8 protein-coding genes and 1 pseudogene are annotated in these 13417 nt (G+C 63.4%); 1 reads left to right on the top strand and 8 read right to left on the bottom strand.

The annotated features are described in order from the left end of the window. Positions 1-58: 58 nt before the first annotated feature. Positions 59-484, top strand: coding sequence for a c-type cytochrome (locus FVE66_RS02775; protein ID WP_206668704.1), 426 nt, complete (start codon positions 59-61; stop codon positions 482-484). Between the two features lie 100 nt (positions 485-584). Here the strand turns inward: FVE66_RS02775 and FVE66_RS02770 are convergent, their stop codons facing one another. From FVE66_RS02770 to FVE66_RS02735, 8 genes and pseudogenes are all read right to left on the bottom strand, one after another. Beyond that, positions 585-3473 carry a nitrate reductase gene (locus FVE66_RS02770; RefSeq protein ID WP_151446385.1) on the bottom strand — a complete coding sequence of 963 codons (2889 nt, stop codon included), beginning with the start codon at positions 3471-3473 and terminating at the stop codon, positions 585-587. A 34-nt stretch (positions 3474-3507) separates the two neighbouring features. After that, positions 3508-4725 (bottom strand): annotated as a pseudogene (locus tag FVE66_RS02765) (NAD(P)/FAD-dependent oxidoreductase); the annotation flags it as partial. A 4-nt stretch (positions 4726-4729) separates the two neighbouring features. Further along, positions 4730-7681 (bottom strand): nitrite reductase large subunit NirB, encoded by a 2952-nt coding sequence (gene nirB, locus FVE66_RS02760; protein ID WP_206668703.1) that lies wholly within the window; start codon positions 7679-7681, stop codon positions 4730-4732. 2 nt (positions 7682-7683) lie between these two features. Continuing rightward, positions 7684-8517 (bottom strand): ABC transporter ATP-binding protein, encoded by an 834-nt coding sequence (locus tag FVE66_RS02755; protein ID WP_151445845.1) that lies wholly within the window; start codon positions 8515-8517, stop codon positions 7684-7686. 54 nt (positions 8518-8571) lie between these two features. Further along, positions 8572-9432, bottom strand: a complete 861-nt coding sequence (gene ntrB / locus FVE66_RS02750) for a nitrate ABC transporter permease (RefSeq protein WP_151445844.1) — start codon at positions 9430-9432, stop codon at positions 8572-8574. Positions 9433-9514: 82 nt separating this feature from the next. Continuing rightward, the gene (locus FVE66_RS02745) at positions 9515-10816 is read right to left on the bottom strand and encodes a CmpA/NrtA family ABC transporter substrate-binding protein (RefSeq protein WP_151445843.1); all 1302 of its coding nucleotides are present in this window, start codon (positions 10814-10816) and stop codon (positions 9515-9517) included. Between the two features lie 301 nt (positions 10817-11117). After that, complete coding sequence (locus tag FVE66_RS02740; RefSeq protein WP_151445842.1) at positions 11118-12275, bottom strand: nitrate- and nitrite sensing domain-containing protein; 1158 nt, start codon at positions 12273-12275, stop codon at positions 11118-11120. An 86-nt stretch (positions 12276-12361) separates the two neighbouring features. Beyond that, positions 12362-13285, bottom strand: a complete 924-nt coding sequence (locus FVE66_RS02735; protein ID WP_151445841.1) for a LysR family transcriptional regulator — start codon at positions 13283-13285, stop codon at positions 12362-12364. Positions 13286-13417 lie beyond the last annotated feature (132 nt).

Below are 13417 nucleotides of genomic sequence, written 5' to 3'. Positions count from 1 at the left end.
ATGCATTCCGGACAGCCTGCGTCACAGTCATTACTCATCAAACTTGACGGGGTGCGTTGTGAGAATACTTCTGCAATTCATCATCGGTGCGGCATGCACCATCATGATCGTCCCTGCTTTCGCGCAGGCCAAGGCGGGGCGGGTAGATTTCGGCAAGAAGGAGTTCGAGTCGAATTGCGCAAGTTGCCACGGCGTGACGGGAAAGGGCAACGGCCCACTCACCGACTTGCTGAAGAAAAGTCCGCCTGACCTGACGCAACTCTCGAAAAAGAATGGTGGCGTGTTCCCGATGGACCGCCTGTACCAGGTAGTCGAAGGCGGTGACATTGCCGCTCACGGCGGTCGCGACATGCCGATCTGGGGCCGCGAATACAAGATCCAGGCCGCCGAACACTATATGGACACACCCTACGACCCGGAAGCCTATGTACGGGCCCGGGTACTCTCCCTGCTTGAGTACATCAACCGGCTGCAGGCGAAGTAAGCTGGAAGGAATAAATGGGGTCAAAATAAATGGGGTCAGACTCGAATTAGCTCGCTAATTCGAGTCTGACCCCATTTATTTTTTTCGCCAGCCCAGCGGATTAACTGACCACCGCCGTTTCACATCGCTGGCAAGACGCGATCATGGTGCGCAACTCGGGCACGCATGATCCGCAGTTGGTGCCGCAGCAGAGTGTCGATTGCAGCAAGCCGAGCATGTCCTGCGGCGACTGCTCCGGGCTTTCTTTCAGCAATGATTCGATCGCGTCCGCAGACACGTCGAAGCAGTTGCATACGGTCTTGCCGCGCACCACGACTTCGCCCGGCGGTTGCGCGCCCGGCATCAGCAAACGGTTGCCCAGCGCACTGACGTCTTGCTGCCCCAGCAGATAGTGCCGCAGCCAGCCTGCCGAACCGGTCGCCGACTTCGGACCGGCGACGAGAAATCCCTTGAGCACCCGGGCGCCGTCCACCGCTTCCACGCAGAGCCAGCGCCGGCTGTGTGCATGCAGGTCCTGGTAAGTCATGACGTCGCGCACGCCGGCCGGGCCGGACAAACCCAGCAATGCCAGCAGCGCCTGCAACTTCCCCTCTTCGATCGGGCCGGTGTTGGCCAATTGAAGATATACCCCCACCAGCCCATCGTCGTTGCCGCGTCCGAGCAGCACCGAACTGGCGAAGTCCGCTTCGGGATAAAAATCGCGCAAGCGGACCTGGAGCGCCACCGCATCCGCCTCCTCGACCAGCACCGCCGCCTGCAGATGCCAGGCATGGATGGCGGGCCGGATGCCGGCCGCTGCGAATTTCAGTTCCGGCTGCTGCGACACCGGGTCGCAGGCCGGGCTGGTCAGGCTGTTCACGCCGTACGCCTGGCCACCCGCACCCCGTCCCGACAGGAATTCGCTGCCCCAGTGCATGGGGATGAAAGCCTGGCCGCTGCGCACCGAGCGCACGATCTGAACCGGCAGTACCAATTCGCCGCGACGGGTTGACACCTGTGCCAGGTCGCCGTTGTCCAGTCCGAGCGCGCCGGCATCCGCCAACGATATCTCGACGGCCGGCGTGCCCGCATGTGCGAACAGCCGGGACAAGGTGCCGGTGCGGCTCATGCCGTGCCACTGATCGCGCAGCCTGCCGGTGTTCAGGCCGAACGGATGGGTTGCATCACACTGCTCCGCAGTCTGGCGAAATGGCTCGGCAATGAACTGCGCTCGGCCGCCGGGCGCGGCAAAGTGACCGTCGGTATAGAGCCGCGCCAGTCCGCCAGCGGCGCCCTCGGGGTACGGCCACTGCTGCGGCCCCGCCGCGTCCAGCATTTCGTAGCTCAGGCCGGTAATGTCGAGGTCGCGGCCGCGCGTGGTCTCGCGGTGTTCTTCCCAGATCGACTTCACGTCCTGCCAGGGGAATAGCGTGCTGGCACCGTTGGCGATCGGCGATGGCAGCAATCGCTCCAGGCGGCGGCCCACCGCCAGCGCAATCTCCCAGTCGTTGCGGCTCTCGCGGTACGCCGGCAGCGCCGGGCGCACGCGCGAGATGCGGCGTTCGGAATTGGTGACCGTGCCCTCTTTCTCGCCCCAGGTGGTGGCGGGCAGCAGCACGTCGGCATAGTGCGCCGTCGCGGTGTGCGCATAGGCTTCCTGCACCACCACGAATTCTGCCCGCGCCAGCGCCTCGCGGATCAGGTTCTGGTCTGGCATGGACTGGGCCGGGTTGGTGCAGACGATCCAGATCGCCTTGAGCTTGCCGCTGCGCAGCGCCTCGAACATCGGCACGGCCGACAGACCCGCCGTCGCCGGCACATCGCGCACGCCCCACAGTTGCGCGACTTCGCGGCGATGTTCCGGATTGCGCAGGTCGCGGTGCGCCGAGAGCAGGTGCGCCAGTCCGCCAACCTCGCGCCCGCCCATGGCATTGGGCTGCCCGGTCAGCGAAAACGGGCCAGCGCCCGCCTTGCCGATCTGGCCGGTCGCCAGGTGAAGGTTGATCAGCGAGCTGTTCTTGGCGGTGCCGGATCCGGACTGGTTCAGCCCCTGGCAATACAGCGACAGGGTGGCCGGCGAGCAGGCGAACAATTCCGCCGCCTGCGTCAGCTCGTCGACGCTGATGCCGCACAAGGCCGCAGTGTGTGCCGGCGGATAGTCTTCAACCAGTTCCCGCAGCCGGTCGAACTGCACGGTGTGGGTGTCGATATAGCGCTGGTCGATCCAGCCCTTGCGGATCATTACATGCAGCATGCCGTGATGCAGCGCTACATCGGTGCCAGGCAAGATTTGCAGGAACAGGTCGGCCATGTCGGCGGTGTCGGTCCGGCGCGGATCGACCACCACCAGTTTCAGCGCCGGGTTGCGCGCGCGCGCTTCTTCGATCCGGCGGAACACGATCGGATGGGCATACGCGGTGTTCGATCCGGTGATGAACAGCGTCTGCGCATGGTCGATGTCTTCATAGCTGCAAGGCGGCGCATCGGCGCCAAGGCTCTGCTTGTAGCCGGACACGGCGCTCGACATGCACAGGCGCGAATTGGTGTCGATGTTGTTGGTCCCGACCAGGCCCTTCACCAGTTTGTTGAAGACGTAATAGTCTTCCGTCAGCAATTGGCCCGAGGCATAGACCGCGACTGAATCCGGGCCATGGCTGGCAATGGTCGCGGCAAAACGTTGTGCGACATGATCGAGCGCCACATCCCAGCCAACCCGCACGCGCGGACTGCCGCGGCTGCTGCGAATCTCGGGATAGCCGGCGCGGGCCTGGTCATACAGATGCGCTTGCGCGGTCTGGCCCAGGGTGGAACCTTTGCTGCACAGCCGGCCCCGATTGGCCGGGTGATCGGGGTCGCCGCGCACGCCGGCAATCCGGATCGCATGGCTCCTGTTGCCTGTGTTGTCCTGATTGTCCTGGTTGTCCTGTCTGCTATCGTCCTGCTGCACGGTATCGACCAGCATGCCGCAACCCACGCCGCAATAACAGCATGTGGTCCGGACCGTCTTCATCATGTGCGCATCATGCTTCAAGCGACGCTCCTTGCAAGCATTCCCGGCCGAACATCAGATAGTCCCGCAGCGCCGAGACATCCTGCCGGTCGTTGATGAGCTCGTGGTACCAGGGGCCGTCCGCCGTGTCGCCGAACAGGCAGGCGCCGATCACCCTGTCATCCTTGAGCACGATCTTCTTGTAGACCCGGTTCGCTGTGTCGTTCAGCACGATCTCTTCACAATCATCGCCGCCCATGAAGTCGCCGGCCGAGAACAGCGCGACGCCGGTGACCTTGAGCTTGGTGGCTGCGACCAGGCCGGTGTAGCGGCCGATGCCCGACTGCGCCAGGTGGTTGGCGCAGACTTTCGCCTGCGCGAACAGTGGCGCCACCAGCCCGATCGCCGTGCCGCGGTGGCTGACGCACTCCCCCACTGCATAGACCCGGGGATCGAAGCTCTGCATCGTGTCATTGACCACGATGCCGTTGGCGCAGTGAATGCCGCAGGACATCGCCAGCCGGGTGTCGGGCCGGATGCCCAGCGTCATCACCACCAGGCCGGCATCCAGATCGCTGCCATCTTTCAGGCTGGCTCTTGCGACCCGGTCTCCGGACGCGCCGGCATGCAGGGCCACTACTTCCGCTTCCATCCGGAAGCCAATGCCACGTTGTGCCAGGCTTTGCTGCAGCAGGCGGCCCGAGGCCGGGTCGAGCTGGCGCTCCATCAGCCAGGCGGCACGATGCACCACCGTCACCCGCATGCCGCGCGAGGCCAGGCCGGCGGCCGCTTCCAGTCCCAGCAAGCCGCCGCCGATCACCAGCGCATCCGCGTGCTGGCGATCAGTGGCGGCGCCGATCATGTCCTGCACATCCTGGATATTCCGGTAGGTCATCACGCCAGGCAAATCACTGCCGGCAATCGGCAGCACGAAGGGCAGCGAGCCGGTGGCCAGCACCAGCCTGTCATAGCTCTCCTCGATGCCGTCGTCGGTCGACACCACGCGCTCCCTGCGATCGATGCGCGTGACCCGTTTGCCGAGATGAAGCCGGATGCCGTTGCGGGCGTACCAGTCCGGCTGGTTCAGGAAGATGTCGGCCAGTTCCTGCTCGCCTGACAGCACCGGCGACAGCAGGATGCGGTTGTAGCCCGGATGCGGCTCGGCGCCGAACACGGTGATCTCGTAAAGATCGGGCGCCAGCTTGAGCAGTTCCTCGATGACCCGGATTCCCGCCATGCCGTTGCCCACCAGGACCAGCTTCTGCTTCCTCATACGCTCAGCTTCCGGCCAGGGCTGCGCAAAGGCTGCCCTCGCGCTCTGGCTCACCTTCCCGCTCGCCATCCGTGGCGCCGGATGTGGTCGATGTGGCAGATGTGCCGGATGCCTGTATCGCTTCATGCAACAGATAGACCTTCCCGTCGCGCAACTCGATTGGCCAGGTCCGCACCGACACGCCAGGATCGTCGAGGCATGCGCCGTCTGCCAGCGCAAAGCGCTGCTTGTACAAGGGCGATGCCACGAACGGACGGCCCTGCGTGTCACCCACGATCCCGCGCGACAAGACATGGGTACCGGTGAACGGGTCCTGGTTGTCGATCGCATAGGCCTGGACCGCCTGTCCGGGCAAGTAGAAAATGGCGACCTGCCGGCCGTCGATCAGGGCGGCCACGCCCGCATCGGCAACCAGGTCGTCGACGCTGCACACAGGCTGCCAGCCCGGCGCATGGGACACGCCATGCGCTCCGCTGTCGAGGTTCACCAGGCTCCTGAACTGCTGGCGCTTTTGTGGCGTGTCGATCGCCGTTTTCCATTCGCACTGGAAGGTATCCACCACATGCTGCATCTGCGCATCGAGGTCGGCGCCGATGCCGAGCGCGTCGTCGATCACTACCGACTTCAGGTAATCCAGTCCGCCTTCCAGGTTGTTCATCCAGGTGCTGGTGCGCTGCAGGCGATCGGCGGTCCGGATGTAGAACATCAGCACGCGATCGATCAGCCGGACCAGTTGCGGCGTCGACAGGTCGACCGCAAACAGGTCGGCATGACGCGGCTTCATGCCGCCATTGCCGCAGACATAAAGGTTCCAGCCCTTTTCGGTGGCGATCACGCCGATGTCCTTCGACTGCGCCTCCGCGCATTCCCGGGTACAGCCGGATACGCCGAACTTGATCTTGTGCGGCGCGCGCAAACCCTTGTAGCGGTCTTCCAGTTCCAGCGCCAGGCCGGTGGAATCCTGCACGCCGTAGCGGCACCACGTCGAGCCCACGCAGGATTTGACCGTGCGCAGCGATTTGCCATAGGCCTGCCCGGTCTCGAAGCCGGCGGCAATCAGCTTGTCCCAGATCTTGGGCAGGTCATCCAGCCTGGCGCCGAACAGGTCGATGCGCTGGCCGCCCGTGATCTTGGTGTACAGGCCCGCTTCCTTGGCGACCTGGCCCAGCACGATCAGCTTGTCCGCCGTGATCTCGCCACCGGGGACACGGGGCACGATCGAGTAAGTGCCATCCTTCTGGATATTGGCAAGGAAGCGGTCGTTGGTGTCCTGCAAGGGGAGGTGCTGCCTTTCCAGCACATGCTCGTTCCATACCGATGCGAATATCGATGCCGCGGCCGGCTTGCAGATTTCGCAGCCCAGGCCCTTGCCATGCTTGGCGACCAGATCCCGGAACGTCCGGATCTCCCCGACCCGCACCAGGTGGTACAACTCCTGCCGCGAAAAGGCAAAGTGTTCGCAGATATCTTTCTTCACTTCGACGCCACGCTGGGTCAGTTCATGCTCCAGCACTTGCTTGACCAGTTGCACGCAGCCGCCGCAGCCGGTGGCTGCCTTGGTTGCGCTTTTCAGGTCAGCCACGGTCATTGCTCCCTGCCCGACCGCGGCACAGATCGTCCCCTTTTCCACGTTATGGCAGGAACAGATCTGGGCAGTGTCCGGCAATGCGGCCGGCCCCAGCAGCCGCGAAGATTGTCCGTTGGTCGCCGGCAGGATCAATGCTTCCGGCTGGGCCGGCAGCGGGATCCGGTTGCTCATCATCTGCGACAGCGTCGTGAACTCGTCGACGTTGCCGACCAGCACGGCGCCCAGCACCTGCTCGCATCTGGCGTCGGTCACCAGCCGCTTGTAGACCTGCGCGCGGCCGTCCATGAAGGTGAAGCTCTGCGCGCCCGGCGTCACGCCGTGGGCGTCGCCCATCGACGCCACATCCACCCCCAGCAGCTTGAGTTGGGTAGCCGACTCGGCGTCTTCGAATTCGCATTGCTCGCCGGCCAGCACGCGCGCCACGGTGCGTGCCATCTGGTAGCCCGGCTTGACCAGTCCGAATATCTTCCCATCGCGGGCAGCCGCCTCGCCGATACAGAAAATATCGGCGTCACTGGTGCGGCACTGTCCGTCGATGGCAATGCCGCCGCGGGCGCCGGTCTCCAGCCCCGCGATCCTGCCCAGTTCATCGCGCGGCCGGATGCCGGCGGAAAACACCACCAGGTCAGTTTCGATCGGGTCGTGACCGGCGAATTCCATGCGCAACCGGCACTGGCTGCCGGGCACGATCCTTTGCGTCTGGTAGCCGACGTGCACATGGACACCCAGTGCTTCGATCTTCTGCCGCAGCATGGCGCCGCCCAGTTCATCCAGCTGGACCGGCATCAGGCGTGGCGCAAACTCGACCACGTGGGTTTGCAGGCCCAGCTGCCGCAGCGCGTTCGCTGCTTCCAGGCCCAGCAATCCGCCGCCCACCACCACCCCGGCTTTGGCGCCATCCGACCAGTGCCTGATCTGTTCGAGATCGTCGATGGTGCGATAGACACAGCAGGCCTGGCTGCCGCGGCCGTCGATCGGCGGCACGAACGGGAAGGATCCGGTGGCCAGCACCAGCTTGTCGTACCCAATCACGTTGCCGGCGCTGTCGGTCAGTGTCCTGGCTTGGCGGTCAATGGCGGCCACCCGCGTGCCGAGCCGCAGGTCGATCCGGTTCTCGGTAAAGAAATCCGGACTGGCCATGGCCAGTTCGTCGGCTGTCTTGCCGGCGAAAAATTCGGACAGGTGAACCCGGTCGTAAGCGGCCCGCGGCTCTTCGCCCAGCACCAGCACCTGATAGTGCGCATGCAGGCCGCGCTCGACCAGCTGTTCCAGGAAATTCTGGCCCACCATGCCGTGGCCCACCAGCACCAGCCGCGGCTTGTCTTCCTGCGCGCCGGCGCCGCTTGAGAAATACAGATCGGTTGCCATGCTCATGCCACCTTCCGCTGTGCGCTTTTCACCGCGCTGACCAGCGGCTCCACCTTGCGCTGCTTCTCGTAAAGGAAGCGCAGCACCGCCTGGCGGCAATGCATGTAGCGTGCGTCGTCGGCCAGCGCCAGCCGGTCGCGCGGCCGTGGCAGGTCGACGTGCAGCACCTCGCCCACCGTAGCGGCCGGGCCATTGGTCATCATCAGTATCCGGTCCGACAGCAGCACCGCCTCATCGACATCGTGGGTGATCATCACCACGCTGTTTTTCAGTGTCATGTGGATCTCCATCAGCTGGTCCTGCAGGTGCGCGCGGGTCAGCGCGTCGAGCGCGCCAAAGGGCTCGTCCATCAGCAGGACCTTGGGCTCCATCGCCAGCGCGCGCGCAATGCCGACCCGCTGCTTCATCCCGCCCGACAGCTCATCCGGACGCTTGTCGAGCGCGTGTTCCATCTGCACCAGCGTCAGGTTGTGCATGATCCAGTCGCGCGTCTCGGCGCGAGTGCGCTTTCCCTTCGACAGCCGCTTGACCGCCAGCTCCACGTTTTCGTAGGCAGTCAGCCACGGCAGCAGGGAATGGTTCTGGAACACGACCGCCCGGTCCGGACCGGGGTCGTTGACCTCGCGGCCGTCCAGCAGCACCACGCCCGAGGTGCAGCGATACAGGCCGGCAATGATGTTCAGCACGGTCGACTTGCCACAGCCAGAGTGCCCGATCAGGGACACGAACTCGCCCTTGTCGACGTGCAGATCGATTTCCGACAGCGCCTGGAAGGTGCCGCTCTTGCCCTTGAAGCTCATCGAAACCTGGCTCAGTTCGAGAAATGGCTTGCCCATGATGGAATCCTTTTTCCGTTGCGGAAGAAATTGAGATGAACGAGGTCCGGCGGATCAGTTCACGCTGGTGCCCTTGGCCACCCAGCGGCCGACCCACGAAACCAGGCGGTCCAGGATGAATCCGATGATCCCGACATAGAACAGCGCCAGCACGATGTCGCTGATGCGTGACGAGTTCCACGCGTCCCAGATGAAGAAGCCGATGCCGACGCCGCCGATCAGCATTTCTGCAGCGATGATGGCCAGCCATGACAGGCCCACGCCTATGCGCAGCCCCGAGAAGATGTAGGGCGCGGCAGCGGGCAGCATGATGCGCCAGAAGTACTCCGGCCCATTGAGCTGGACCACGCGGGCCACATTGCGATAGTCGTTCGGAATGTTGCGGATGCCGATCGAGGTATTGATGATGATCGGCCACACCGAGGTAATGAAAATCACGAAGATTGCCGACGGATTGCCGTCGCGAAAACCCGCCAGCGCAATCGGCAGCCAGGCCAGCGGCGGCACCGTGCGCAGCACCTGGAACACCGGGTCCAGTCCGCGCATGGCCCACGAAAACTGCCCCACCAGCACGCCCAGCGAAATGCCCACCACCACCGCGATCGAATAGCCGTACAGCACCCGCTTCAGGCTGGCCAGCAGTTGCCAGGCAAGCCCGACGTCGTTGCCGCCGTTGTCGAAGAACGGATGGATGATCAGCTCGTAGGTTTCGGCAAACACCTTGCTCGGCGGCGGCAGCGCGGCGCCCTGTTGCCGGCACAGCAGCTCCCAGAATCCCATCAACAACGCGATGGTGATCATCGGGGGCAGCAGCTTGACCGCCAGCTCGCTTGCGGCCTGCCCCATTTGCAGCAGGAATTTGCGGGACCGGCCTGCTTCGGCCGGTACGAAAGTGGTCGACACGGTACTGGTCATGACGTATTCCTCGTTGATGGTTGGGACTGCGCGATGCTGCTTGATCAGGTTCGGGGCCGGTGGTGTTCAACCCTTCAACCCTTCAGCCCTTCAGGTACTTGATCGACTGGCTGTTCAGGTAGGCGGTCGGATTCTTCGGATCGAACACCTTGCCGTCGAAGAATTTTTCAACGCCACGCGAGGTCGAGGTCGGAATCTGCGCAGCCGGCACGCCCAACTCCTTGGCTGCCGTGCGCCACAGGTCCTCGCGATTGACCTTCTTGATCAGCGCATTGACATCGGTAGTGCGCGGCAGATAGCCCCAGCGGATGTTCTCGGTCAGGAACCACAGGTCGTGGCTCTGGAACGGATAGGAAGCAAAATCCTTCCAGTAGCGCATCTGTTCCGGGCTGTCCTTGACGACCCGGCCGGTGCCGTAGTCGAAGTCGCCGCGCACACGGTCGGCAACATCTTCAAGCGGCGCATTGATCCAGCGGCGCTTGGCACAGATCTGCGCCACCTCCAGCCGGTTGGCCGGGTTCTCGCACCACATCTGGGCTTCCATCACCGCCTTGAGCAGGGCAATCGTCGCGTTCGGATTCTTGTCGACGTATTCGGCCCGCATCGCGAACGCTTTTTCCGGATGGTTGTGCCACAGCTCGCCAGTCGTGATGGCGGTGTAGCCGATCTTCTGATGAATCAGCTGCAGGTTCCACGGCTCGCAGACACAGAACGTGTCCATGGTGCCGACCTTCATGTTGGCCACCATCTGCGGCGGCGGCACCACGATGGTGTTGATGTCCTTGACCGGATCGATGCCGCCGGCCGCCAGCCAGTAGCGCATCCACATGTCGTGGGTGCCGCCGGGGAAGGTCATCGCTGCATTGATCGGCTTGCCACCGGCCTTCTTGGCCATCAGCGCCTTTTTGAATTCACTGGAGTTGACGCCCACCTTGAGGCTGGCGAATTCGTTCGCCACCGAGATGCACTGGCCCGCCAGGTTCAGGCGCGCCAGGATGTACATCGGCGTGGCCACGTTATTGGCGGTCATGGCGCCGGATGCGATCAGGTAGGGCATCGGCGTCAGGATGTGCGCGCCATCGATGCCGCTCTTGTCTGCACCGAGCACCAGGTTGTCGCGGGTGGCGCCCCAGGACGCCTGCTTGACCACTTCGACATTGCTCATGCCATGCTTCTTGAAGAAGCCCTTTTCATCCGCCACGAACAGGGGGGCGGCGTCGGTCAGCGCAATGAAGCCCAGCTTGGCCGCCGTGGTTTCCAGCTTGGGGTTGGCCTTGGCCGCAGTGGAAAACATGCCCGGGACCAGGCTGGCAGCGCCGATGCTGACGGCTCCCTTGATCAGCTTGCGTCGTGACGAATTGGTCGGGTCAGCGTTGTTTTTCATCTGGAAGCTCCATTTTCTTGTCGAAAAAAAAAGCGTCCGGAGCCCATCAAGAATCATTGAATCCTTGAAGTGCTCCAGACGCCTTTGTCTGGTCAAACTCCCCGCACCAATCCCGGGGCTTGCCTTTACCTTTGCAGAAAGCGTGCCAGCCGGATTCGGCGCTTTATCGTCTGAAAATACGAGTCATTGCGGTCGCCGCGCACCCGAATGGAACCTTGAATCGCGAATTTGGTGCAGAGCAGCACAGCGATGGGACCTGGCGCCCGCCCAGCAATCGGGCAGCCGGTGGACTTCGGTGGGGTCAGCGATCCGAGAAGCGGGCGATGACCTGGCGCGCCACGGCAGTCAGCCGGGCGCCGGTATCCATCGAAGTCTTGCGCATCAGTTGATAGGCTTCCTGCTCCGGGATGCCTTCCCGGGACATGATCAATGCCTTGGCGCGATCGATCAGGTGGCGTTCGCTCAGTACTTGCTGCAAGGAACGCAGCTCGGACTCGACTGCGAGAATCCTGCTCGTCTGGGTCGCGATCAGCCCGAGCGCCGCATCGGTCGCCGGGTTGGCTGGCGGCGTGGTGGCCACCGGGTGATCCAGGCTGACGGGGATTTCGCAGGCCGTCGTCAGTTCCTCGCTCAAGCGGCTTTCCAGCATCCGCAAATGATCGATATGGACAGTCGCCTGGTCAAACCAGTACAAAGCCGGGCGCTCGCACCGCCCCGCGCCCTCTTCCGCCTGCTGGGCAGCAGCGCGCAAGCGGGCGAGCTCCTTCGCCGCCGGGCTGGCCAGGAAGGCCTGATGGACCGCCACCAATTCCGGCGGCGCCTGTTCAATGAAAATTTCCAGGCAGTGCCCCTGCCCCTCGATGCGGTGGGCCAGCGCCGCCTTGAGCGCCTCCGGCACGCCGCCGGCGGCGAAACCCGCACCGAGCAGCGCGCGCTCCTGCCCGGCCAGCTCCTTGCCCTGCATGGTATAGACCAGCGCCACCAGCAGCCGCATCACCGAAGGCGGATTATCGAACTGCGCCAGCTCGAACGCGACCGCCAGCAAGGCTTCGACGATCTGCGAATAGGCCAGCGTCGACTGGTCGGAGGTGATCCGGCCGGCATTGACATCCTCGCGCAGCGACGCCAGCAGATCGATGGCCTGGATCGCCAGTTCCAGCTTGCGGAAAAATCGGTAGCCCATGGCCGCCAGGTCCTGCTGCGGCAACGAGTCCTGCAGCGAGCTCAGCAAGGCCTGCCGGCGCCGGTCGACATCGGCCCGGAAATCGTTCATCAGACCAACGTAGATATGGCTCTGGTCAGTCAGCCGCAAGCTGGTCGATCCCCGCTCGCGCTGGATCGCATGCACCAACTCCTGCAGATCGCGCAGCAACACCAGCACCGAGGCAAGCGCAGTGCCCTGCCGATGCAAAGTCACCTGCAGCTGGGTATCGAGAAGGCGACGGATATCGGGAGACATGGACAAGATGATTCAGCCGCAGACAGCAATAGATGCCTACGGCAAAAGCAAAAACCCTGCCTACAGATACATTGGGTCAAGCCAGGCTACCCTGCCGCCAGCGCGTCCCTGAACAGCCGGATCGCCTCCAGTCCAGCCGCCTCCTTGCGGCAAAAAAACATCATCGGTGGCAGCTTGACTGGCCATTCGATGTCCAACCGCCTGATGACGCCCAGCTTCGAATAATGGGCGACGGCCGCGGCTGTGGACATGGTCAGCATGTCGGTGCGCGCCGCCAACTGGAAATTCGAATGAAACGAGATCGATTCGATGCGAGGCCGCGGTGGTGGCAGCCCAGCCAACAGGAAAGCCTGCTCAAACGATTCGCGCCCGCGGGAACCCTGCGGCGCAATGATCCAGTCCTTGTCCTTCAGGTCGGCCAGCGACAGCTTGCGTGCCTTGTGCAGGGGGTTGCTGCGCCCGCAGGCGATCTGCAAGGGAACATCGCCGATCAGGCTGGCATCCAGCGCCGGCAACTGGGCGACATCGATGGCCGCATCGAAGCGGCCGACGGCACAGTCGTAGCTGCCATCCAACACCCCCTGCGCCAGCGCACTGACCGTGTCCTCCGCGAAAGTAAAGGTGATATCGGGATGCGTCTTGCGCAGCATCGCCACCGCATCCGGCACGACTTCGATCATCATCGACTCCAGCACGCCCACCCGCAATTGACGGTGCACCACCGGCTCGCCAAGCTCGGCGTAGACCGCTGACAGATTGTTCAGAACCAGGCGCAAGCGCTCCTGTATCTCGCGCCCGTTGCTGGTGAGGCGGGCGCCATTGCTGTCGCGCTCGACCAGGCTTACGCCGAAACTGGTTTCCATCGCCTTCAGCATTGCGGTGACAGCCGGTTGGGTCACGCATAACTCGACCGACGCCTGTCGCAGCGAACCACTCTGGGCAATTACATCCAATAGTCCGAGGTGCCTGACGCGGAGTTGGGCGAGGCGCTGCGAGATCGGGTCTGCCATATCAATTTAAGTAATCACTCATTAATTTATTCTGAATATGCCTTATAGCATCGAATCCTTACAATCAACTCGAGCTTTCGTGGGTGCATTCCGCGAACGACATTCATCGAACAAGGGGAGAGAAAGAGCATG

Origin of the sequence: Lacisediminimonas profundi (genome assembly GCF_008831265.1) — a bacterium.
In the GTDB taxonomy this organism is placed as follows: domain Bacteria; phylum Pseudomonadota; class Gammaproteobacteria; order Burkholderiales; family Burkholderiaceae_D; genus Lacisediminimonas; species Lacisediminimonas profundi.
This window is presented reverse-complemented; position numbering and strand designations above follow the sequence as displayed.

What these genes read in the sequence shown, in the direction of transcription:
- FVE66_RS02770 (WP_151446385.1), bottom strand. Translation starts at nt 3,473, where the DNA reads ATGAAGACGGTCCGGACCACATGCTGTTATTGCGGCGTGGGTTGCGGC.
- nirB (WP_206668703.1), bottom strand. Translation starts at nt 7,681, where the DNA reads ATGGCAACCGATCTGTATTTCTCAAGCGGCGCCGGCGCGCAGGAAGAC.
- FVE66_RS02755 (WP_151445845.1), bottom strand. Translation starts at nt 8,517, where the DNA reads ATGGGCAAGCCATTTCTCGAACTGAGCCAGGTTTCGATGAGCTTCAAG.
- ntrB (WP_151445844.1), bottom strand. Translation starts at nt 9,432, where the DNA reads ATGACCAGTACCGTGTCGACCACTTTCGTACCGGCCGAAGCAGGCCGG.
- FVE66_RS02745 (WP_151445843.1), bottom strand. Translation starts at nt 10,816, where the DNA reads ATGAAAAACAACGCTGACCCGACCAATTCGTCACGACGCAAGCTGATC.
- FVE66_RS02740 (WP_151445842.1), bottom strand. Translation starts at nt 12,275, where the DNA reads ATGTCTCCCGATATCCGTCGCCTTCTCGATACCCAGCTGCAGGTGACT.
- FVE66_RS02735 (WP_151445841.1), bottom strand. Translation starts at nt 13,285, where the DNA reads ATGGCAGACCCGATCTCGCAGCGCCTCGCCCAACTCCGCGTCAGGCAC.